Source organism: Gellertiella hungarica, from assembly GCF_014197145.1.
GTDB classification, from domain to species: Bacteria; Pseudomonadota; Alphaproteobacteria; order Rhizobiales; family Rhizobiaceae; genus Gellertiella; species Gellertiella hungarica.
Window position 1 is genome coordinate 203,744 of the sequence record NZ_JACIEZ010000006.1, and the last position, 22,494, is coordinate 226,237.

The following is a 22,494-nucleotide window of genomic DNA, read 5'->3' on the forward strand; positions in this document are numbered from 1 at the left end:
GCCTTCCGGGCGCTCCCTGCAACTTGAACTCTTTGCCACGGGAGGAATGGCATGAAGACGATCAAGGGACCGGCGCTTTTCCTGGCGCAATTCGCAGGCGATGCGGCCCCCTTCAATTCCTGGAAGGACATTACCCGCTGGGCCGCCGATTGCGGCTACAGGGGCGTTCAGGTGCCGAGCTGGGACGGCCGGCTGATCGACCTGAAGAAGGCCGCCTCCTCGAAGGACTACTGCGACGAATTTGCCGGTGTAGCCCGCGAGAACGGCGTCGAGATCACCGAACTGTCTACGCATCTGCAGGGTCAGCTTGTCGCCGTGCATCCGGCCTATGACGAAGCCTTCGACGGGTTTGCCGCTCCCGAAGTGCGCGGCAATGCGAAGGCACGGCAGGAATGGGCCGTGGAGCAGGTGAAACTCTGCCTCACCGCCTCCAGAAATCTCGGGCTCACCGCCATGGCCTCCTTTTCAGGAGCGCTCGCCTGGCCGTTCATCTATCCCTGGCCGCAGCGGCCCGCAGGACTTGTCGAGACCGCCTTTGACGAGCTGGCCCGCCGCTGGCGTCCGATCCTCGATCATGCGGAGGACTGCGGGGTCGATGTCGCCTACGAGATCCATCCCGGCGAAGACCTGCATGACGGGGTGACCTTCGAGATGTTCCTCGAACGGGTCGGCAATCATGCCCGCGCCAACATGCTCTACGATCCCTCGCATTACGTGCTGCAATGCCTCGACTATCTCGACCACATCGACATCTATCACGAGCGGATCAAGATGTTCCATGTGAAGGATGCGGAGTTCAATCCCACCGGCCGGCAGGGCGTCTATGGCGGCTTCCAGTCCTGGGTGAACAGGGCCGGGCGTTTCCGCTCGCCGGGCGACGGCCAGGTGGATTTCGGCTCGATCTTCTCGAAGCTCACCGCTCATGATTTCGACGGCTGGGCCGTGGTCGAATGGGAATGCTGCCTGAAGCATCCGGAGGACGGCGCGCGGGAAGGGGCGGAATTCGTCCGCAGCCACATCATCCGCGTCACCGAAAAGGCCTTCGACGATTTTGCGGGCGCCGGCACCGACGAGGCAGCGAACCGGCGCATGCTGGGGATCTAGCCTTGACGGCTTGCACGCCTCAACGCCGCCATGTCGCCGCTCTCGAGCGCGGCGACATGGGCCTCGATCCGCTCCAACGGCCAGTCCCACCAGGCGATTTCCAGAAGCTCGGCAATCGTCCTCTCATCGAAGCGTTTGCGGATCGGATTTGCCGGATTTCCGCCAACGATGGTGTAGGGTTCGACGTCACGGGTGACGACCGAGGCAGCTGCGATGACGGCACCGCTGCCGATCGTGACACCGGGCATGATCACCGAGCCATGTCCGATCCAGACATCGTGGCCGACGACGGTATCCCGGAAGGGCAGATCCTGATAGCCGCCGGTGGCGGCGAGATCGAAGATCCTGAAGGGAAAGGTGGTGAAGCCGGTCATGGGGTGATTGGCGGAACTGGTGATGAAATAGGAACCGCGCGCGATCTGGCAGAATTTACCGATCACCAGTTTTTCCGGGCTGAAGGGAAAGATATAGGGCGCGAGAACGCCCGCCGTTTCTTCAGGCCGGCCGGAATGGGTGAAATAGGTGTAGTCGCCGACCTTGATGCGCGGGTGATGGATGACCGCGCTGAGGTGTACGGTTTCGCGAACGACGGTTCCATCGGGAAGCGTGATGGGATGCGCCGCATGGGCGTCAAGAAAGGGCATGACTGGATCCGATCTATGGGAGGGAAAACAGGGGATGGAGCCTGAGGGCTCGGTCCTTGGTTCGCTTGCCTCGCCGGAGGCGGATCTCAGTTGTTCATTGCCAGGGCATCCTTCTTGCAAGGTTCAAGAATAGCGGCTTCCAAAGACATACTCAAGACAGGAACAGGAGGAGATAGAGATGGCAATCGAAGGAACGGTAGAAAAGCGCGAGCCGCGGATCCGGCTCGGAATGGTCGGTGGCGGGTCCGGCGCCTTCATCGGCGCAGTGCACCGCATTGCCGCCCGCATCGACGATCATTACGAGCTGGTGGCGGGAGCGCTTTCCTCCACGCCTGAAAAATCTCGCCAGTCGGGTGCCGAGCTCGGGCTCGATCCCGCGCGCACCTATGACGATTTCAAGTCCATGGCCATCCGCGAGGCGAAGCTGAAGAACGGCATCGAGGCGGTGGCCATCGTGACGCCCAACCACATGCATTATCCGGCGGCCAAGGAATTCCTGCGCCGCGGAATTCATGTGATCTGCGACAAGCCGCTGACATCCAACCTTGCCGATGCAAGGAAGCTGCTGAAGATCGCGCAGGAATCCGACGCGCTTTTCGTGCTCACGCACAACTATACGGGCTATCCCATGGTGCGGCAGGCCCGCGAGATGGTCCGCAAGGGGGAGCTCGGCGAGATCCGCGTCATTCAGGTCGAATATCCACAGGACTGGCTTGCAGAGCCGATCGAACAATCCGGGCAGAAGCAGGCCGCATGGCGCACCGATCCGAAACAGTCGGGCGCAGGCGGCTCGACGGGCGATATCGGCACCCATGCCTACAACCTTGCCTCCTTCGTGACGGGCCTCGAACTGGAGGAGCTGGCCGCCGATGTGCACACCTTCGTGCCGGGGCGCCAGCTCGATGACAATGCCCATGTGATGCTGCGCTTTGCCGGCGGGGCGAAAGGCATGCTCTGGTGCAGCCAGGTTGCGACGGGACACGAGAACGGGCTGAAGCTGCGCGTCTACGGGACCAGGGGCGGCATCGAATGGGTGCAGGCCGATCCGAACTATCTCTGGTTCACCGAACTCGGCAAGCCGAAGCAGCTCATCACCCGCAACGGGGCCGGCGCCAATGCGGCCGCCGCCCGCGTGAGCCGCATTCCGAGCGGTCATCCGGAAGGCTATCTCGAAGGTTTCGCGACCATCTATTCCGAGGCCGCGCGCGCGATCCATGCCAAGCGTCAGGGCCGTCCCGTCGATCCCGACGTGGTTTATCCGACGGTCGAGGACGGCGTTACGGGCGTGGCCTTCGTGGAAGCCTGCATCGCCTCCTCGAAGCGGAACGGCGCCTGGGTCAAGCTCTGAGTCTGGCTCCCTTCCAGCGCGCCTGCATCCCGGCAGGCGGCCCCCGAACAAAAGCTCCGGCCGTTGTGTCCACTAATGGCCGGAACCAACCGCTCCCTGTCGCGTTCCCACCGGACAATGGCAGGAGTGTGCATCGATGAGATCACGGATCATCTGGGTCATCATCATACTGATCGTGCTGTTCGGCATTCTCTATGCGGGCGGCTATATCGGAAATTCGACAACCGCCGATAACGCCCAGCCTCCCCCCCACGCGATAGATCAATCTGCTCCCTGACATTTGCCGGTGCGGCGCCTCGGCCCGCACCTCCCTCCTCCCGGCAGGCCCTCCGCTCGCCGGGCCCATGTCTCATTGGAGATGGCACTGTGCTCGTTTTCCTGACCGCTCTCGTCTTTCTACTCCTCGGCTTCGTGCTGGCGGCCGGCGGCGCCTGGCTGCTGACCCTTGGCGGCAGCCCCTTCTATCTTTTTGCCGGCATCATGATGATCATCACATCCTTCCTGCTCTACCGCAGGAAGGCGAGCGCACTTGCGGTGCACGGCGTGCTCATTGTGGTTGCCCTTGTCTGGGCGATCTATGAGGTGGGATTCGACTGGTGGCAGCTGGCCCCCCGCGGCGGGCTCCTCATCGTGCTGGGCCTCTGGCTTCTGCTTCCGCCCATACGCCGCCACCTTCGCTCATCGGCCAATCCTGCGCCCGACCGTGGTGCCACGGCCTGGCCGCTTGCTCTGCCGGTTGTCGCGGCCATTGCGGTTGCAGGTTACGCGATGCTCCAGGATCCCCGCGACCTCTCCGGAGAGCTCCCGGCGGCAAGGGTCGAGAAGGCCGCCTTTGGCGGGAACGTTCCGGATGAGGAATGGCATCAGTATGGACGCACGCCCTACGGTCAGCGCTTCTCGCCGCTGACCGACATTACGCCTGACAATGTCGGATCGCTTCAGGTCGCGTGGCAGTACCAGACGGGAGACGTGAAAAAGCCCGAGGACGTAGGCGAAACCACCTACCAGGTCACACCCCTGAAGGTCGGCGATACGCTGTATCTCTGCACGCCGCACAACTGGGCCATCGCCATCGATGCAACAACGGGCAAGGAGAAGTGGAAGTTCGACCCGAATGTGGGTCTCAACCCGGACCGGCAGCACCAGACGTGCCGTGGAGTGACCTATTACCGCTCGCCTGAGGCGACGGAGGGAAGTCCATGCGCCGAGCGCGTCTACCTTCCGACCTCGGATGCCCGCCTGATAGCGCTGGATGCCGGAACCGGCAAAATCTGCGAAGGCTTTGCAGATCGCGGGGTGCTCCACCTCAATCAGGGCATGAAATACAATCCCGCTGGCTACTACTATTCCACATCGCCGCCGGTTGCCGCCGCCGGGAAACTGATCATCGGCGGAGCGGTGAACGACAACTACTCCACGAAGGAACAGTCCGGCGTCATCCGGGCCTTCGACATCGAGACGGGTGCACTCGTGTGGAACTGGGATTCGGGCAACCCCGACCAGACGGCCCCTCTGCCCCCTGGCCAGACCTATACCACCAACTCGCCGAATGCATGGTCGGTTCTCTCCGCAGATGAAGCTCTTGGAATGGTCTATGTTCCCCTCGGCAATCAGGTTCCCGACCAGCTGGGCATGGGCAGAAGTGAAAATGTAGAGAAGTTTTCCTCCTCCGTCGTCGCACTGGACCTCAACACCGGCATGCTGAAATGGGTCCGCCAGTTCGTGCATCATGACCTGTGGGACATGGATGTGCCCGCCCAGCCCGTGCTCTTCGACATGCGGAAACAGGACGGTACCACAGTGCCGGCGATCGTTGCTCCGACAAAGCAGGGGGACATTTACGTGCTGGACCGGCGCAGCGGCGAGCCGATCATCCCCTACAAGGAGATACCCGCTCCGGGCGGAGCCATTCCGGAAGATCGCACCGCCCCGACACAGCCCATCTCCGATCTCACCTTTTCCCCACCCGCGCTCCGCGAAAGGGATATGTGGGGCCTCAGCCTGATCGATCAGATGATGTGCAGGATTGCCTATCACAGCTACCGCTATGACGGCCGCTATACGCCTCCTTCGCTGCAGGGCACCATCGTTTACCCGGGTAACTTCGGGACCTTCAACTGGGGAAGCGTGGCCATCGACCCGGAACGGCAGGTGATGTTCGGGATGCCGACCTATCTGGCCTTCACGTCGCGCCTCGTGCCCGCCGCCGAAATGCCGGAAAAGGGGAAGGGCGAGAAGGGAAGCGAGCAAGGCCTGAACCGGAACGAAGGTGCCCCCTACGGCGTCTACATGGGCCCGTTCCTGAGCCCGCTCGGCATCCCTTGCCAGGCCCCGCCATGGGGATATGTGGCTGGCGTTGACCTTACGACGGGCAAGATCGTCTACAAGCACCGCAATGGCACGGTCTATGACATGACGCCACTTCCCCTGCCCTTCCGTGTGGGGGTGCCGGGAATCGGCGGCCCGATGATCACGCGCGGCGGCGTTGCCTTCCTTGGAGCTGCCGTGGACAACTACCTGCGCGCCTACGATCTGACGACGGGGCGCGTCCTGTGGGAAAGCCGGCTGCCCGCAGGCGGCCAGGCAACGCCCATGACCTACCGCGCCAGCGACGGAAAACAGTATGTCGTGATGGTCGCCGGTGGCCATGGCTCGGTCGGGACGAAGCCGGGCGACTACGTGATCGCCTATCGATTGCCCTGATGAAGGCTGTTCCGCGCCGTTCGCCACGGCGCGGAACCAATCCCCTTCAGATGCATTTACGAGAGCCCGTCCGCTTCGCTCGCTCGCCCGGCCTCACGAGAAGCCGCTTGACGATACTGCTGCCCAGGGTGAAGGAGGTCTCGAATGCGCGCCCGCTCCCATCCCTACATCGTCGGCATATTCGTCATATTGGTGGTGAACTGTCTTTACCTCGGCAAGGAATTCCTCACTCCGGTCCTTCTGGCCTTTCTCCTCTCGACGACGCTGGCGCCCGTGGTCAGGACCATGACCAAATGGGGTATTCCTCCCGCGATCGGCGCAACGCTCCTGATCGCGCTGTCCGCCTTCGTCTTTCTGCTGCTGGGCTATATTACCAGCGGACCGATAGCGGCCATGATCGCGGACGCCCCCCAAATCGGCTACACGCTCAAGCTCAAGCTGATCGGCCTGAAGCAATCGCTCGAGGGGGCCCTGGAAGCCACATCCCAGATCGAAAACGTCACCAGCGACATCAACGATACGAATGCACAGAAGGTGGTCGTGGCGCAGCCGGGAATCCTGTCCCGCGCGGCCGGCAACCTGCTGTCCATCGGAACGACCGTTGCCATCACCTTCGTGCTTTCCCTCTTCCTGCTGGCGTCCGGCAACCTCTTCTACCAGAAGATCGTGCAATCCTTTTCCCGGCTCAGCGACAAGAAGAAGGTGCTGCGGATCGTCTACAGCATAGAGGGCGAAATCTCCCGCTATCTCCTGACAATCACGGTCATCAACATCATGGTGGGGATCTTCGTCGGGACAGGGCTATGGCTGATCGGCATCAGCAATCCTCTCGTCTGGGGCGTTCTCGCCTTCCTGCTCAACTACCTCCCCTATATCGGCGCCCTGATCTCCATCGTTCTGGTCGGGATCATGTCCATCGTTACCTTCGACAACGTGTTCTACAGCCTTCTTGCACCGGGGCTCATCGTCTTCTCCCACGTGGCGGAAGGTCAGTTTCTCACGCCGATGCTTATCGGCAGGCGTATGGAGCTGAACGCCGTCGCCGTGTTCATCTCCATATCCTTCTGGTCATGGCTGTGGGGCTTCATCGGTGCGCTGATGGCCGTGCCGATCCTGGTGGTGATCAAGGTCATCGCCGACCATGTCGAAAGCTGGCGCCCGCTGGGTAACTTTCTTTCCGGCGAACATCCCACCATATCCGAATCTCCCACCCAGCCCCAGCGGGACTAGGATGGGCGCACCGGACCTGCCGCGACCGTGACGGTTTGCGGCACACCCGGCGCTTACCCGGCAAAGGGCTTCTGCCGATCAGTCGTCATGATCGATGGCGGGAGCGTCATGAGTCTCGCGACCGCCCGCCAGGATTGCCCGCTTGCCCACATGGTTGGCAGGCCCGACGAGACCTTCCTGCTCCATCCGCTCGACAAGCGAGGCTGCACGGTTGTAGCCGATCCCGAGGCGCCGCTGGATGTAGGACGTCGAGCACTTCTTGTCGCGCATGACGAGCTTGACCGCCTTCTCGTAGAGGTCGTTGCCGTCTTCCTCCGCCATGGCAGTCTTGTCGAAGACGGCGGTATCCTCTTCCGCTTCGGCCTCGGGCTCGTCGGCGTCCTCGGTTACGGTGCCGAGATATTCCGGCCGGCCTTGCGTCTTCAGATGGGCGACGACCTTTTCAACCTCCTCGTCGGAAACGAAAGGACCGTGCACGCGCGCAATGCGGCCGCCACCCATCATGTGCAGCATGTCGCCCTGACCAAGCAGGTGTTCTGCACCCGGCTCACCCAGAATCGTGCGGCTGTCGATCTTGGAGGTGACCTGGAACGAGATTCGCGTCGGGAAGTTTGCCTTGATCGTCCCGGTAATGACATCGACGGAGGGACGCTGCGTCGCCATGATCAGGTGTATGCCGGCCGCACGGGCCATCTGCGCCAGACGCTGGATCGCCCCTTCGATTTCCTTCCCGGCCACCATCATCAGGTCGGCCATTTCATCGACGATCACGACAATGTAAGGCATCGCCGTCAGATCCATTTCCTCCTGCTCGTAAAGGAGTTCTCCGGTCTGGCGGTCGAAGCCGTTCTGCACGGTGCACATGATCGTTTCGCCCTTGGCACGGGCAGCCGCTGCACGCGTGTTGTAGCCGTCGATGTTGCGCACGCCGAGGCGCGACATCTTCTTGTAACGCTCCTCCATTTCGCGAACCGCCCACTTCAGGGCCATGACCGCCTTTTTCGGATCGGTTACCACGGGGGTCAGGAGATGCGGGATCCCGTCATAGACAGAGAGTTCGAGCATCTTGGGATCGACCATGATCAGGCGGCACTCCTCGGGCTTCAGCCGATAGAGAAGCGACAGGATCATCGTGTTGATCGCCACGGACTTACCGGAGCCGGTGGTTCCTGCGACCAGCAGGTGAGGCATCTTGGCCAGCTCGACGATGACAGGCTCGCCACCGATTGTCTTGCCGAGGCAGAGCGGCAGGTGAAAGCGGCTCGCCGCATAATCCTGCGCCTCGATCAGCTCGCGGAGGAAAACCGTTTCCCGAACGGGATTCGGCAGTTCGATACCGATGACGTTACGGCCGGGGATGACGGCAACGCGCGCCGACAGCGCGGACATGGACCGGGCGATATCGTCCGACAGGCCGATGACCCGGGAAGACTTCACGCCGGGAGCAGGCTCGAACTCGTAGAGCGTCACGACCGGGCCCGGGCGCACGTCGATGATCTCGCCCTTGATGCCGAAATCCTCAAGAACACTTTCCAGAAGGCCCGCGCTCTGCTCCAGCGCCTCCGGGGTCATCGTCGTCTCGATGCGCTGGCTTGGCTCCTGCAGCAGGTCGATCGCCGGGAATTCGTAGTCTGCCTCCGAGGTCGGGAGAGCCCTTGCAGCCGGTTCCCGCAGCGCGGGCGGCGCTGCGTCCACGGGTGCCGGTATGCTGACCGTTGCGGCCGGCGCGCTTTCTGCAGCGGGAGCAGCGGCGTCGATCCTCGGGACCGGCAACGCCTGGTCCAGGGAGGGCTGCCCATGAGGGCGGGCAATGACCTCGATCCCGCGATAAAGTCGCGAAATCGATCCATCGTCGGCATGAAAGCGGCTTCCGAGCGGCGTCCGGAAGGGCAGCTGCAAATTCGGCTTCTTCGGTATTTCGGCGGCATGTTCCTGAGGCCGGGTCGTTGCCTCCGGCGCAGCAGGAGCTTCGGCGATGACAACCGCCTGATATTGCTCGCCGGTGAGGGCAGCGCGAAGAATTTGCTGGTTGCGCAGAGCCGCCTTGTCACCCCGGCTTTCCGGAACCGGCGGTGCCTCATCCTCCGACGTCAACGCGACCGATTCCCAAAACGCATGATCCGAAAGATAGGAAGCCGAAGCGACCGGGGTTAAGGAGACCGCATTCCCGGACGCCTCCCGTGGAGAAGGGACGTGCAGCCCGCTGGTCAGGGCGTCGATCAGCCGGTCAAGGGGTGCGGGATTGGGAACCGGCGTCGGTTCATATCGTGGTGCGGGCAACGAAGGTTCGCGCCGCGCCGCCGAGGGCTGTCGCCCCTCGAATTCCTGGCGAAGACGGAACGTTATGGCGCGTGCACCCGAAGGCTGGATCTGCGTGGGAAGGACCTCGACCGGTCCCGGCGCCGCCTTTACGCTTTCGGCCTGCGCCATGGCCGACTCCGGGGAAGGAGCCTGAGATACGACGATCGGCTCGGGTTGCTGCTCCGGGAGCTGCGAGGCCTGCGGGACTGTTTCCTGGTGCGTCCGGCGCGACAGGGCAGCTTCCGGCGTGCGGCTGAAGCGCACGTTCGGTCCGAGCGTGAATGCACTTTGCCAGACCGGCATGGTGCTTCGGCCCTCGATCTCGCTTGCGGCAATTTCATCTGCCCGATGAACGCGCTGGCCGGCGTCCGGCGCTGCCGGCGACACGCGGCGCTCTCCGTCCCCTTCATTCATACCATTGAAATTATTACCGAAATTGGTTCTGTTGATGCGCATGGGGACTCACAACACTCATCATAAATGGATTAGGGGCGCCAACTCCATCAATAGAAAATAAACGTTAACGTCCCCTTGCCGGGGCGATAGAGGAAACGGGAATAGCCGCTGCATCGGCCCCGGATCCCATCAGCCGCGGGCGGCTTCCACCCGGTTGCGACCGGCATTCTTCGCCCGGTAAAGGGCTTCGTCGGCGGCATTGATCAGATAGGTGTAGTCGGGGTGGCCCTCAAACTGGGCGGCACCGGCCGAAACCGTGACATGGATATCTTCCTGTCCCGGGAGCCGGAAGACATGCGCTTCGCATATCCGCCTTATGGATTCGGCCACCTCGAGGGCGCGTCCGAGCTTGGTTTCCACGAGGGCGATCAGGAACTCTTCCCCGCCGAAGCGGAAGACGAAGTCTGCGGGGCGCACCGCCCCCAGCAGCAGGTCTGCCACCTGCTGGAGAACCGCGTCGCCGCTGCTATGGCCGTATCGGTCGTTGACGGACTTGAAGTGGTCGACGTCGAGCATCAGGACCGAGAACGGAACGTCGTTGCTTGCCGCCAGAGCGAGCTCTCTTCCAAGAATGGAGGGGAGAAAACGCCGGTTGAGCGTACGCGTCAGCGGATCATGTCCGTTTTCTGCCGCGCTCGCGGTCTGGAACAGATCGTTGAGAAGGAACTTGATTTCGTCGATGCGCCGGCGCAACTCTCCGATGAAATGCGAAGCACCTTCGGGTCCGACCGCTGCCTCCGGATTGAGGCCGGGCAGAATGAAATCATCGATGTCGCGCATGGCGGAGCGGATGGTCTCGAGTGCCCCCGTGCCCTCGAAGAGGATACCGGCCCGGTGACGCACCCAAAGGCCGAAGGGCGATTGGGAGAGCGGCTTGCAGTTATCCCCCGTGCCATTGGCGAGAATGTCGAAGAGGACAGTGTGGCTCCACTCCATGAGCGCAGCGCGCTGGCCTTCCCGCTCGGCACTGACATCCTGGCCGAGGGCAAACAGCCGGTAGGCCTCGTCCGCCCGGGCTCTCTGTCCCGACTTCTGAACGAAAGCGGCGCTCATGTGGCACATCGCGCTGTCCACTCGATGGGAGAATGCGACGAAGGCGTCCAGCGCATCTGCTGGCGGAAGGTTTCGTTCCTGGAGAAGCTGCGTCATGTCCGCTTTCAGGCGGGCTGCCCCTTCCAGAACAAGATGGATCGGGATCTTGAGGCGGGCGTGAATATCGCCGATATGCCGCTGCCTCTGGGCAAAAGCCTCCTCCTCGGGATTCAACAGGCAGATATCGACCAACCATCCTTTCAGGCTGTTGGTCAGTTTGTGCTGGACGGCGGCATGGGAGAGGAAGTTCGAAGCATCTTCATCTCGGAGGAAAGCGTCATAGAAGGATGAAGCGAGGAGGCCGGCCTGTGCGAAGAGGAGTGCTTTGGCGATTTCGAGGCCGCGGGATGGATGTGCCGGGGGGGTCTGCTGGCCTTGGTTCTGGTTTTCGTGCACGGATGTGGCCGTCTTTTATGTTATAGTTAATTACTACATTCCCGATACCAGAGATCCTGTGTGACCGAAAGGGGATGAAGCCGGAGGGGCTTGGGGTTTTGGTGCGGGCTTCGGCCTTTGGGGGAATCTGGTTGTGCGACGCAAGAAAGCCCGTCTTTTTGAGAGACGGGCTTCTCTCGGATGCGGGGGCAGGATTGCAGGTAGAATTGTGGCCATGCACAAACCATGCGGACGGGACACCAGGCAAAGTGCCGTCGATGGGCACCGGCCGCTTTCATGTCCTCCCCTCTATCGGTTGCCGTCCTTAGCCTGACACAACGCCAGCAGAAATTCACCCACGGCACATGGGACATCAACGCTCGAGGAACGCGACGGCGCCTGCGTCGAGGGCATCGCGATGGTGGCCGGCGTTCAGGCTCATTCCTGCCAGAAGACCGGCCTCGCAACAGGCATGCCCTTATCTCTCATGGCCTATCCGGCCTGCCGCCAGACAAGATGGGAGAATCAGACGGCAGACCTTTTCAGAAGACGATGACCTGCCGGATTGCCTCGCCCCTTGCCAGCCGTTCGAACCCCTCGTTGATCTCGTCGAGCGATATGCGATGGGTCATCAGCTTCTCGATCGGCAGCTTGCCGGTCTGCATCATGGCGGCAAAGCGCGGGATGTCGCGCACCGGAACGCAGGAGCCGACATAGGAGCCCTTGAGCGTCTGCTCGCCAACCGTCAGCGATACCGCCGGCAGGCTGAGCTCTGCCTTGGGATTGGGCAGCCCGCCGGTCACCGTCGTTCCGCCGCGCCGGGTGATGTCGTAGGCAAATTTCAGCGCCGGGGCCGCACCGGCCAGTTCCACGGCGAGATCAACGCCGCCGCCGGTCAGCGCCCTGACCTCCGCGACGGCATTTTCGGCGGAAGGATCGATCGCATGGGTTGCACCCAGCTCCAGCGCCAGCGCCCGCTTGTGCTCGGCGGTGTCGACGGCGATGATCGTCTCGGCGCCCGCCGCGATGGCACCGAGCAGACCCGCGAGGCCCACCCCGCCGAGGCCGATGACGGCGCAGCTCTGCCCCATCTTCAGCTCGCCCGAATTGAGGACCGCACCGACCCCCGTCAACACCGCGCAGCCGAGCAAGGCGGCCCGGTCGAGCGGGATGGACTGGTCGATCTTGACGCAGGAGTTCTCCGACACGACGGCATGGGTGGAGAAGGCCGAGACACCGATGTGATGGTTGATCGGCTCTCCCCGATAGCGAAGCCGGCGCTCGCCGCCGATCAGCGTTCCCCGGGCGGCGGCCGCTGCCCCCGGCTCGCAGAGCGCCGGGCGGCCCGAGGCGCAGGGCACGCAATGGCCGCAGGACGGCACGAAGACCAGCACCACATGATCGCCCGGCTGGAAGCGGCTGACCCCGGGGCCGATCGCCTCGACGATGCCGGAGGCCTCGTGGCCCAGCGCCACGGGCATGTCCCGCGGACGGTCGCCGTTGATGACGGAAAGATCCGAATGGCAGAGACCCGCAGCGGCCATGCGGACCCGCAGCTCGCCCGCGCCGGGCTCGTCCAGGTCCACCTCGACGATCTCGAGCGGTTTGGAATCCTGATAGGGGCGTGCGGCACCCATGGATCTCAGAAGCGCAATCCTGGCTTTCATGTCGGTTGTTTCCTTATGTGCATGTTGCGTCAGGCCTGGCCGAAGGAGAGGGCGGCGATAACCGCCAGGCTGAAGCCGATGGCGAGAGTGATGAGGGCGATCCGGCGGCGTTCCCGTTCGGCCTCGCCCTGCCGGCGGGGAAGCTTCGGGCGCGGTTCATAGGCCGGGACATCGACAAGGACGGGGCTTGCGAGTTCCATCTTGTAGGAGAGGAACCAGACCAGCACGACACCCGCCACCCAGAGCATCAGCGACCAGCCCCAGATCGGCGGCATGCCGAGCACCCAGTGGCCTTCCGCATCGGCAAAGGCATAATTGCCGAAGATCAGGCCGGGACCGAGCGCCAGGAACAGCCAGGCCAGCGTGACGGACCAGGCCGTCGACCGGAGGGCCCGGACGCGCGGATTGCCGCCGAGCAGGCCGAACAGGAAGCGGCGGGCCTCCTGGCCTTCCTCGCCGAAGCCGCGCCGCTGCGTGAAGGCGGAGACCAGCAGCGTCACCGCCAGATTGGCGGCCATGCCCCAGGCGGCAGAATGGATGGTCCAGGGATTGCGGCCCCAGGGCAGGTCCAGTCCGAAGAAGGATAGAACGGCAATACCGAAGGGCTCCGTGAGGAGAACGCCGGCGATCCCGAAACCGACGCCGGTCACGACCGCCGGCGGGGTCATCCAGCGCAGCCAGGTCATGCCGAGCAGGGGGATCGAGAGCTGGAAGGCCAGCGGCAGCGCCAGCGAGGCAAGCAATGTGAGCGCCACGGGTGTCAGCGCCTGCATCAGCAGGCTGGCGAGCAGGCCAAGGCCGACCGCCACGCGCACCAGCGTCACCGTATCGCGGCGGGAGAGGGTCGAATGGAACCAGGGCTTGTAGAGATGGCGGACCAGTGCCTCGCCGGCGGCGAGAAGTGCAAGCCCCGCCATGAGCTGCACCCCGGCCAGCAGGCCGATGAAGAGCCATGCGGAAAACCACGGCGACAGGCCCGCCAGCAACCCACCCAGCCCATGGGCCGGATCGATCAGCGCGACCGCGCCGACCGTTGCCATGCAGAAGGCGACCAGCGCGCCGAAGGCACCCGCCATCACCCAGGTCTGGCCGGCGGCAAAGCCCCGCGGACTTGCGGTCGACAGCACCACCTTCATGATCATCGGGCTGGCCTGCACGCCCATCAGCGCCATGGCAAAGGAGAGGCTCGCAAGCGCGGTGCCCTCGTGGCCGGCCGCCGCCTCGCGACCGATGCCCGCGGTAAACTGGATCACCCCGGCCACCAGGAAACGGCCCGCCGTCGCCGGATCAGCCGCGAGCCTCGCAAGGCCTGCATTGAGGGCGGCAAATCCTCCGGCATCGACCAGCGCGAAAGCGGCCAGCACGACGACCGCCGATGCGGCGAGCACCGCCTGGACCGTGCCGAGCGCACCGACTGCCCGCATGCCGCCGATGACCACATAGGAAACCAGGATCAGGCCGAGAAGCACCGAGGCGATCTCACGGCTGACCATGCCACCGCTGAGATCGGCGGCAAGGCCGGACAGGGCGCGGAGTTGAAGCCCGGCAAAGGCCACGGCAAAGATGACTGCGACGACCGCCGAGAACGCAGCGAGGAATTCCGAGCCCCAGTAGGCGCGGAGCAGTTCCGTCAGCGATGAGAGACGGAGGCGCTGGCCAAGCAACCAGATTCGCTTGAAGAAGAGAACGCCCGGGAGCGCAAGCGCGATGCCCGCCTGCATGAGCGCCGGCAGTCCGAAACCATTGCGGCCGATTTCGGCGCTGCCGGCAAGCAGCGCCCAGCCGGACAGGCTGGCCCCGGCGATCACCAGCACCGACATCCAGGGCGCAAGGGCGTGACCGGCGGAAAAATAGGTCTGGTAGTCGCCATTCGCCCGGGTGGCGATGCGGGCCCAGTAGAGCGTGGCGATGGCATAGAACAGTCCGTAGAGCGGCAGCCAGATCACAGGCGTTCCTCCCGCTTGTCCATGGGCTTGATGTGGAAGCGCGAGAAGGCACCCCGCAGGCCATGTCTGGTGAAGAGATAGGCAAGGAAGCCGGCCGCCAGCACGCCAAAGAGCGTCAGTCCCGCATAGTAGTCGGCCATGGTCATGGTGCCGCCGATGGCCGAGAACACGAAGACAAGTCCGAGAAGTCCGTAGGCGCCGATGCCAAGCGCCGCCTCGCCCTGGCTGAAACCGGTGTCATAGACGCCGTTGACGATGATATGCGCGACGAATGCAAGAACGATCAGCGCAACGCCGCCCGCGGAGACAGACCAGAGATCGCGCTGCATCCCTTCGAGAAACAGGCCGAGCCCGAGGAAACCCAGCACGCCCCAGAGGGAAAAGATCAGGACGGAACGGTCCATGCGGTGATCGGTCTGGCTCATGGTCGGTTTTCCTCAGTCGGATCGGGTGGGAGGTGCCGGCCGGATCATCTCCCGGCCGGCGGTCGCGGCATCAGTTCGGGCGCGCCTTGTCCTTGCCGGCAGGGGCCGGCGCGGCGGGCTCGGTGTAGACGATCTTCGACAGGTCGCTCAGCGTGTGGGGCCGATGAACCGTGTCGGCGGTCAGGCCGATCTCGCCGAGAAGCGTGTCGACGAAGGGGGCCTGCGTCCGGTAGCGCAGGGCGGAGCTCACCACCTGCTCGGCCAGATTGCCGTCGCGCGGTGCGCCGCCGTCAGCTCCGGCAACAAGCGGTCCGCCACCGGTTCCCGAAAGGCCCGGCAGGCCTTCCACATGCATGATCTTGATGCCCTCGATCTTCTCCATCGGCTTGACGCTTTCTCGGATGATGGCGGGCAGGTTCTCCACCAGCGCCTTGTGCAGGGCGGAGCGACGGCTGGCATCGGAGCGCATGTTCTCGGCGGCGTTGAGCTTCTCCTTGCCCTCGGCCTCGACCTTCATGCGTTCCTCGAGCGCCGCGACCGCGATGCGGTCCGCATCGGCGCGATCCTGGGCGGCAGCCTTCTCGGCTTCCGCGAGAATGCGGATCCGGGCGGCTTCCGCCTCGGCTGCCCGCTCGGCCTCGATCTTCTCGATGGCCTTCTGGCGATTGGCGATCTCGGTGTCGCGGATGGTGAGCACCCGCTCCTGCGCCTCGATCATCCGCGCCCGCGCCTGCTCGGCCTCGGCCTGTGCTTCGGAACGCTCCTTGGACTTCAGCGACACGGCGATTTCACGCGCCTGCTCCTCGATCTGGATCACCTCGCGACGGCGAATCTCCAGCATCTCGACTTCCCGCTCCATGTCGATACGGCTGCGCTCGACGGCCTCGCGCTCCTTGAGCTTGACCGCTTCGATCTCGCGCTCGCGGAGCGCATTCTCGGCGGCAATCTCGGATTTCTTCGCGGCCCGTTCGATGGCCACCTGCGCCTCGTGGGTCAGGCGGGCATACTCACTGTCACGCTCGATCTCGAGGCTGCGCTTTTCCGCTTCCAGGTTCTTGGCGCGAATGGCAACAGCCGTGTCCTTCTCGATGTCGTTGCGCTTCTTCTTGCGGCTCTCGATCTGCTCGGTGAGGCGGGTGAGACCTTCGGCATCAAAGGTGTTCGAAGGATCGAAGAGCTTGATGTCGGTCTGGTCGAGCGAGGTGAGCGAGACGGATTCGAGCTCGAGACCGTCTAGCGCGAGGCTTTCGGCCACCTCCTGCTTCACCTCCTTGACGAAGGCCTGGCGGCTTTCGTGGATGTGTTCGAGCGTCATCTTGGCGGCCGCGCCACCCATGGCGTCGACGAAGCGACCCTGGATCAGGTCCTTCAGCTGCTCGGCATTCATGGTGCGGTTGCCGAGGCTCCGGGCCGCGGTCGCCACCGCATCCGTATTGGGCGAGACGCGGACATAGAATTCCACCGTCAGCTCGACACGCATGCGGTCCTTGGTGATCAGCGACTTTTCCCGGGCACGGGTGACTTCCAGCCGAAGCGTGTTCATGTTCACTTCGGTCAGGTCGTGCAGGATCGGCAGCACGAGCGCACCGCCGCCCATGACGACCTTTTCGCCACCGAAGCCGGTGCGAACGAAGCTCACGTCCTTGGTGGAACGGCGGTAGAGCCAGTGCAGAAGATAGGCGGCAACAGCGATGACGATCGCCGCCAGGATGATGATGGCTATGACGTCTGCACCCTTCATGGACGTGTTCCTTCTGAATGAGCAGGGGTTTCAGGCAAGAGATGGATTTCAGGCATGGGCCGTCTCCTCGGTGACGAGGGCCGCCGTCGCTAGAACGGCGACGCCGAAGGCCATGCGGTTGAGAATGTCTGCGAGATTGTAGGCAATCGACAGGCTGCCATCGTCGGTCATGCCGGCGAAGGCGGTGAGGAAATTGCCGAGCGGATAGATCGCCCAGCCGACGGTGACGATCAGCCTCAGCCAGAAATAGCCGCGGCGAAGGTAATCGCCCGTCGAGGAGCGGATGACGTCGTCCATCCGGCCGAAATAGAATTCGCCGAGGAGGTAGAGCCAGAAGACGAGGCCGATCAGGAAGGCGAGCGTCGGATGCATGAACTGCGCTTCGCCGAGATAGCGGACGAAGACCATCAGCGCCGACACCACCACCAGGCGCCAGAAGAGGCCGGCGGAAAGCCGGCCCGCCGTGCGGGCAAGGAAAAAGAGCGCCATCACCTGCAGCGGCATCGACACGGACCAGCCGACATAGTGATAGACGACCGGAACGCCCTGGCCGGCAAGCCACGCCTCGCGCGCCTCGAAGACGGAGCCGATGCCGACAAGTGCCGCGATGGCACAGAGCGCGACCGGCAGGCGCCATTTCCGTCCGACCCAGGCGCTGCCCAGCATGAGCAGCACCGTGGTCGCGGCCAGGCCGAACAGGGCGACGGAGAAGCTCGCCGCAGTCAGGTCGGAAGTCTGATAGACCGCCATGGTTATTGTCCCCCTTGAAGGAAAAGGTCGTGTCGCATTGGGTTCTCCCTAGATCTGCGTCCGGATGTGCGGCGAGCGGGCATAGAGCGCCACCATGGGAAGGATGAGCAGGCCGAAGATGAACTGCTGCCATTTGAAATCGAGGCCGATGCCGACCAGAAAACTCGAGAGCACCTGGAGCACCAGCACGCCGATGACGGTGAAGCCGTAGCCGCCGGCGCCGCCGAGCAGCGAGGTGCCGCCGACGACAACGGCTGCAAGCGTGAGGAAGAGATACTGGTCGCCGACGCCGATGAAGCCGCCGCCGGACCAGCCGAGCAGCAGGCCGCCGGTGAGCGCCGCGAAGAAGCCCGAGAGCGCATACATGATCACCCAGTAGCGCATCTCCGAGATCATCACGCGGCTGGCCGAGGTGCGGTTTACGCCGAGCGCGTAGAGATAGCGGCCATAGACGGTGGTCCGGAGCCCGAGGATCAGGATGACGGCAATCACGGCCCAGATCAGGATGACCGGCGGGAACGGCAGGCCGAAGGTGGTGCCGTTCATCGCCGAGATGTTGGAGAGCCAGGCAGGAACCGTGCCGAAGACGTTGCCCGAATAGGCCGATCCGATGGAGGTGACGATCTGTACGCCGCCGGAAATCGCGAAGCCGGTGCCGAGCGTCACGATCAGCGCCTGGCCCTGAAGCCGGTAGCTGAGCAGGCCGTTGATCACGCCGAGCAGCGCGCCGGTGAAGAGCACGATGAGGGTCGCGAGCCACGGCGGAACGCCAAGGCCGATGAGATAGAGCAGGCCGACATTCGCGCCGCCGATGATGAAGGGGATGGAGAGGTCGAGCCCGCCCAGCAGCGCCACCAGCGTCTGCCCGACCGAGGCAATGCCGAGGAAGGAGGCAAAGAGCAGCATGGACTTGATGTTGTTGCCGGAGGAGAACCCTTCGATGTTCATCGACCCTACGGAAAAAAGGCCGGCCAGCACCATGATGCCGATGAAGGCGGAACGGTTCTGCTGGAACTGGCGGCCGAGCGTGCGGGTCAGCACGAGAATGGCCAGCAGGATCACCAGCGAGATGATGTTCCAGATGTTGAAGAAGCCCTCGATCGTCAGCGACAGCAGCAGGAAGGCGGCGAGCACGAGGGCGAGGCCGATCAGCGGCCAGCGATAGGCAAGCCAGGTCTGGCGGAGCGCGCCGGGGCCTTCGGTCGACGAGGTGGGATCGCCCTCGACGAACTGGCCGATGACATAGCGCCAGGCCCAGACCGTAAGCGCCAGCGTGGCGACCCCGGATAGGATCACGACCTGGACGGCCATGCCCTGCGCGAAGCCGAAACCGGCACCCAGCCCCGCCAGCAGCAGGGCGAGGACCAGACCGAGAATGCGTGCCTGAAGGCTGATCTGGGGCAGCTTCTCCATCAGTTGACGGCCTCCGTAGCGGGTGACGACAGGCCCTCATGCATGACCAGCGCGCCGCCGAGCACGAGCGCCGCGATGACAACCGCAATGGCGGGACCGATGCTTCTGCGGCTGGACTGGCTGACTGCGAGACGCAGGAAGACGGCAATGATGACGAGCAGGAGGGCGAAGAAGACGAGCGGGGCAGCCTCGAGCCGAAGAGCCAGCGTCGCGGGATCGAGCGAGGCGATCTCCAGCGGCCCCGTCAGCGCGGCCTGCAGGTCCATCGGACCGGGCATCACGGCGGGGGCGGCACCGAGGCTTGCGTAGTCGAAGGTCGCGTGCAGGATGATGCCGAGGACCACGACCGACAGCGATACGAAATAGAGAAGCGGCGAGAAATTGCGGATATGCCGCTGGATGACCGGGATCAGCAGCGTCAGGAGCAGCGAGATCACCAGGATCGCGCCATAGGCCAGATTGGTGACGAAGCTCTGCACGGCCCCGAAATTGAAGGTCGAGAGCACATAGGTGATCATGTAGAGGTTCAGCGCGCCGAGCGCCGAGCCAAAGACGCCGCCCCGACCCCCGGCAAGGGAAGCCCCGCCGAGCACGAGCGCGGTCACCGCGATCAGCGTGTAGGTCGTGCCCTGCGACGGGTCGCCGGAGGAGATCAGCGCGGTGAAGCAGATGGCAGCAAGACCTGCGAAACAGCCCGAGATGAGGTGCGCGCCGATGCGCACGACGGTGATCGGCACGCCTGACGTATAGGCAGCCCGCTCGTCCGAGCCCATCAGGCGCAGGTGGGTGTAGAAGGCGGTGGCGGTGAACAGCAGCCAGGCGACGGTCGCAAGGATCAGGATGATCAGCACGGGCGAGAAGATGGACGTGCCATAGCCCCATTCGGCCATGAAGGGCGGTGCCATGCCGCCCGGGCGCGGCAGGATCACGAGATTGATCCCTGACAGCGCCAGATAGCCGGAAAGCGAGACGATGATCGGCTGCACCCGGACATAGATGACGATGAGCGCAAAGATGAGCTGGTAGATCGCCCCGACGGCCATGCAGTAGAGGAAGACGGGGATCGGGCTTTCCAGCATGCCGGCGGCATTGAGCTGGATCATCGTCACATTGATGAAGCCGATCAGCGGGCCGACGGAGAGATCCACGGTGCCGCGCCCGGAAATGGTCGAGGCCATCAGCGTGTAGGTCGCGAGGATCAGGGGCGTCACCACGATGATCGCCGCGCCTATCCCGGAGGCGGTCATCAGGCTGGGTGTCCTCAGCACGGCGATCGAGAGCAGTGCGAAGAACAGCGTGATCGGCATCAGCAGGAAAGGATTTGAGCGCCCTCCCTGAAGTTCGGCCCTCGCCGGCATGGCGGCGGATGACGGGGTGACGGGAAGGCTCATGGCCGCCCTCCTTCGATCCTGGTGCCGTTTTCGCCGAATTCGACGATCCGGATAGGCCTTGCGATGGTTGAACGGCTGCGGGGCGGGACCGGATCGGACGGGTCTGCCGCAAGGGGCAGGACGGGCGCAGGTGGCGTCACGGAAACAGGACGAGGCTTCAGGCGGTCGGGCACGGAAACACGGATCCGCGGCCCGGAACCGGCACCGGCCGATGGCAGAAGGGCGTCATGAGCAGCATCGCCCGCCCCTTCCACGCCCGGTCGAAGGCCATGGACCGCCGAGGCGAGCCCCTCCCCGCCCGTCTGCCCGAACATGGCTTCCAGCACCCGCTTCGGCTCGAGCCCCCGGCCATCGAAGGCATCGAAGGGCGCGCCATCGCGGAAGACGACGACGCGGGTGGCAAAACCCAGGAATTCCTCGATTTCGGAGGAGAGATAGATGACCGCCTTGCCCTCTTCGGCAAAGGTGCGCAGGTGGCGGTAAAGCTCCGTCTTCGCGCCGACATCGATGCCACGGGCGGGATCGTTTAGAATGATCACGTCGGGCCGCATGGCGAAGCCGCGGCCGATGAGAACCTTCTGCTGATTGCCGCCCGACAGCGAGGTGATGCGGTCTTCCTTCACGCCGAACTTGATCAGCAGGTTTTCCGCCTCTCGTCGGAAGAGAGTCGCGAGCGTGCCGCGGTCGATGAAGCCGAGAATGCCGCCCCGCTTCTTTTCCCGGTAAAGCGGCATGACCATGTTCTCGAAGATCGAGAGCGAGGCAAAGATGCCCTCGCGCTTGCGGTCGCCCGAGACATAGGCAATTCGGCCGGCGACAGCCTCTGGGAGCGTGCGGACTGGCGACCAGGTGCCGTCCCGTCCGGCCACCTCGACAAGGCCCTGGGCGGCGGGCATGACGCCGGCCAGCACGCGCACGAAGGCATCCTGTCCCTGGCCGTCGAGGCCTGAAATGCCGACCACCTCGCCCCGCCGCAGGTCGAAATCGAAGGTCTTGCCGCCCGGCCAGACGGCGAGCCTGCTGGCCCGCATGGCGAGTTCCGCGCTCCGGGGCCTCGGGGCCTCGGCATGGGAGTGGCCCGAGGAGCGATCCTCGCCCGTCATCAGGCGCAGCAGGTTCTTCTCCGTGATGTCGGCCTTCTCGAGCACGCCCACATCGCGCCCGTCCCGGAAGACGGTCGCCCGGTCGGAAATGCGCACGAGCTCGGCGATGCGATGGGTGACGATCAGGATCGTCGTTCCCCGGTCCCGAAGCGCGCGCATCCGCTGGAACAGGCGCTCGGTGGAATCGAAATCGAGCGCGGCGGAGCTTTCGTCGAGGATCAGGATCTTCGGCTCAGAAAGCAGCGCGCGGGCGATGGTGATCCACTGCTTGAGCCCGAGCGGCAGCGTGCCGACCAGCGCATGCGGATCGACGGGTTCGCCGGAAAGCTCCTCCATCAGCTCCGCGGCACGGACGACCTTGCGCTCCTGCGAGAGGGTCTTGGTGAACAGCCGGTCCGATCCCATGAAGATGTTGTCGACGACGGAGCTTTCGTCCGCGACCAGCACCTCCTGGTAGACGGTGGAGATGCCAAGCGCCCGGCTTTCCGCCGGTGTCGAGGGGGTCTCCCCGAGAATGGAGACCGTGCCGCTGTCGACCGGCAGGATGCCCGAAACGACCTTGGCCATGGTGCTCTTGCCGCAACCATTGCCGCCGACGATGGCGTGGATCTCGCCGGCCCGCGCGGAGAAGGAGGCACCGTCGAGCGCCCGGGTCGGCCCGAAATACTTCTTCACGCCACGCACCAGGATGGTTTCCCGGCCGGCAGGCTGTGCGATTTCTGGAACGGAGGACGTCATGGGGCTACCCATCTGGCCGGGCTGCGGCCGATGAAACAGGAGAACGGTTCTGAAAAGGGCAGTGTCG

16 protein-coding genes and 1 pseudogene are annotated in these 22,494 nt (G+C 64.0%); 5 read left to right on the forward strand and 12 right to left on the reverse strand.

Features of this window, described 5'->3' with window-relative positions:
* The first annotated feature begins 51 nt into the window (after positions 1-51).
* Entirely contained in the window at positions 52-1,104 is a 1,053-nt protein-coding gene (locus tag GGR23_RS15640) for a sugar phosphate isomerase/epimerase family protein (protein ID WP_183367233.1), read from the forward strand.
* On the opposite strand, the gene GGR23_RS15645 is transcribed toward GGR23_RS15640, so the two are convergent.
* Positions 1,101-1,748, reverse strand: coding sequence for a CatB-related O-acetyltransferase (locus GGR23_RS15645; RefSeq protein ID WP_183367234.1), 648 nt, complete (start codon positions 1,746-1,748; stop codon positions 1,101-1,103). The two genes, GGR23_RS15640 and GGR23_RS15645, sit on opposite strands and share 4 nt — an antisense overlap.
* A gap of 178 nt (positions 1,749-1,926) precedes the next feature.
* Here GGR23_RS15645 and GGR23_RS15650 point away from each other — a divergent pair, with 178 nt between their 5' ends.
* The 4 genes from GGR23_RS15650 (at position 1,927) to GGR23_RS15665 (ending at position 7,029) form a co-directional block, all read left to right on the forward strand.
* Entirely contained in the window at positions 1,927-3,096 is a 1,170-nt protein-coding gene (locus GGR23_RS15650) for a Gfo/Idh/MocA family protein (RefSeq protein ID WP_183367235.1), read from the forward strand.
* Positions 3,097-3,232: 136 nt separating this feature from the next.
* Positions 3,233-3,373, forward strand: a complete 141-nt coding sequence (locus tag GGR23_RS15655) for a hypothetical protein (protein WP_183367236.1) — start codon at positions 3,233-3,235, stop codon at positions 3,371-3,373.
* Positions 3,374-3,462: 89 nt separating this feature from the next.
* Positions 3,463-5,799, forward strand: coding sequence for a membrane-bound PQQ-dependent dehydrogenase, glucose/quinate/shikimate family (locus GGR23_RS15660; protein WP_183367237.1), 2,337 nt, complete (start codon positions 3,463-3,465; stop codon positions 5,797-5,799).
* A 144-nt stretch (positions 5,800-5,943) separates the two neighbouring features.
* Positions 5,944-7,029 (forward strand): AI-2E family transporter, encoded by a 1,086-nt coding sequence (locus tag GGR23_RS15665; protein ID WP_246365571.1) that lies wholly within the window; start codon positions 5,944-5,946, stop codon positions 7,027-7,029.
* A gap of 78 nt (positions 7,030-7,107) precedes the next feature.
* Here GGR23_RS15665 and GGR23_RS15670 read toward each other — a convergent pair whose 3' ends face one another.
* From GGR23_RS15670 to GGR23_RS15715, 11 genes and pseudogenes are all read right to left on the reverse strand, one after another.
* Positions 7,108-9,786 carry a DNA translocase FtsK gene (locus tag GGR23_RS15670; protein WP_183367238.1) on the reverse strand — a complete coding sequence of 893 codons (2,679 nt, stop codon included), beginning with the start codon at positions 9,784-9,786 and terminating at the stop codon, positions 7,108-7,110.
* 129 nt (positions 9,787-9,915) lie between these two features.
* Complete coding sequence (locus GGR23_RS15675) at positions 9,916-10,839, reverse strand: GGDEF domain-containing protein (protein ID WP_246365574.1); 924 nt, start codon at positions 10,837-10,839, stop codon at positions 9,916-9,918.
* A 75-nt stretch (positions 10,840-10,914) separates the two neighbouring features.
* A pseudogene (locus GGR23_RS23635) lies at positions 10,915-11,274 on the reverse strand (protoglobin domain-containing protein); the annotation flags it as partial.
* Positions 11,275-11,795: 521 nt separating this feature from the next.
* Positions 11,796-12,920, reverse strand: coding sequence for a zinc-dependent alcohol dehydrogenase family protein (locus GGR23_RS15680; protein ID WP_183367240.1), 1,125 nt, complete (start codon positions 12,918-12,920; stop codon positions 11,796-11,798).
* A gap of 29 nt (positions 12,921-12,949) precedes the next feature.
* Entirely contained in the window at positions 12,950-14,866 is a 1,917-nt protein-coding gene (locus tag GGR23_RS15685) for a sodium:solute symporter family transporter (RefSeq protein WP_183367241.1), read from the reverse strand.
* Positions 14,863-15,291: a hypothetical protein gene (locus GGR23_RS15690; protein WP_183367242.1), complete on the reverse strand. Its 429-nt coding sequence runs from the start codon at positions 15,289-15,291 to the stop codon at positions 14,863-14,865. Before GGR23_RS15690 ends, GGR23_RS15685 begins: the two co-directional genes overlap by 4 nt.
* Positions 15,292-15,361: 70 nt before the next feature.
* The gene (locus tag GGR23_RS15695; RefSeq protein ID WP_183367243.1) at positions 15,362-17,032 is read right to left on the reverse strand and encodes a flotillin family protein; all 1,671 of its coding nucleotides are present in this window, start codon (positions 17,030-17,032) and stop codon (positions 15,362-15,364) included.
* A gap of 48 nt (positions 17,033-17,080) precedes the next feature.
* Complete coding sequence (locus GGR23_RS15700; RefSeq protein WP_183367244.1) at positions 17,081-17,782, reverse strand: bacteriorhodopsin; 702 nt, start codon at positions 17,780-17,782, stop codon at positions 17,081-17,083.
* Between the two features lie 48 nt (positions 17,783-17,830).
* Positions 17,831-19,195, reverse strand: coding sequence for an ABC transporter permease (locus GGR23_RS15705; RefSeq protein ID WP_246365580.1), 1,365 nt, complete (start codon positions 19,193-19,195; stop codon positions 17,831-17,833).
* On the reverse strand, positions 19,195-20,586 hold the full coding sequence (locus tag GGR23_RS15710) for an ABC transporter permease (protein WP_246365584.1): 1,392 nt from the start codon (positions 20,584-20,586) through the stop codon (positions 19,195-19,197). Before GGR23_RS15710 ends, GGR23_RS15705 begins: the two co-directional genes overlap by 1 nt.
* Positions 20,583-22,427: a sugar ABC transporter ATP-binding protein gene (locus GGR23_RS15715; protein ID WP_183367245.1), complete on the reverse strand. Its 1,845-nt coding sequence runs from the start codon at positions 22,425-22,427 to the stop codon at positions 20,583-20,585. Before GGR23_RS15715 ends, GGR23_RS15710 begins: the two co-directional genes overlap by 4 nt.
* Positions 22,428-22,494: the final 67 nt, after the last annotated feature.

Bases quoted from the DNA above. Each gene is read 5' to 3' on its own strand.
- GGR23_RS15710 (WP_246365584.1), bottom strand. From the start codon at position 20,586: ATGAGCCTTCCCGTCACCCCGTCATCCGCCGCCATGCCGGCGAGGGCC.
- GGR23_RS15700 (WP_183367244.1), bottom strand. From the start codon at position 17,782: ATGGCGGTCTATCAGACTTCCGACCTGACTGCGGCGAGCTTCTCCGTC.
- GGR23_RS15665 (WP_246365571.1), top strand. From the start codon at position 5,944: ATGCGCGCCCGCTCCCATCCCTACATCGTCGGCATATTCGTCATATTG.
- GGR23_RS15650 (WP_183367235.1), top strand. From the start codon at position 1,927: ATGGCAATCGAAGGAACGGTAGAAAAGCGCGAGCCGCGGATCCGGCTC.
- GGR23_RS15680 (WP_183367240.1), bottom strand. From the start codon at position 12,920: ATGAAAGCCAGGATTGCGCTTCTGAGATCCATGGGTGCCGCACGCCCC.
- GGR23_RS15640 (WP_183367233.1), top strand. From the start codon at position 52: ATGAAGACGATCAAGGGACCGGCGCTTTTCCTGGCGCAATTCGCAGGC.
- GGR23_RS15690 (WP_183367242.1), bottom strand. From the start codon at position 15,291: ATGAGCCAGACCGATCACCGCATGGACCGTTCCGTCCTGATCTTTTCC.
- GGR23_RS15695 (WP_183367243.1), bottom strand. From the start codon at position 17,032: ATGAAGGGTGCAGACGTCATAGCCATCATCATCCTGGCGGCGATCGTC.
- GGR23_RS15715 (WP_183367245.1), bottom strand. From the start codon at position 22,427: ATGACGTCCTCCGTTCCAGAAATCGCACAGCCTGCCGGCCGGGAAACC.
- GGR23_RS15670 (WP_183367238.1), bottom strand. From the start codon at position 9,786: ATGCGCATCAACAGAACCAATTTCGGTAATAATTTCAATGGTATGAAT.
- GGR23_RS15645 (WP_183367234.1), bottom strand. From the start codon at position 1,748: ATGCCCTTTCTTGACGCCCATGCGGCGCATCCCATCACGCTTCCCGAT.
- GGR23_RS15705 (WP_246365580.1), bottom strand. From the start codon at position 19,195: ATGGAGAAGCTGCCCCAGATCAGCCTTCAGGCACGCATTCTCGGTCTG.
- GGR23_RS15675 (WP_246365574.1), bottom strand. From the start codon at position 10,839: ATGAGCGCCGCTTTCGTTCAGAAGTCGGGACAGAGAGCCCGGGCGGAC.
- GGR23_RS15655 (WP_183367236.1), top strand. From the start codon at position 3,233: ATGAGATCACGGATCATCTGGGTCATCATCATACTGATCGTGCTGTTC.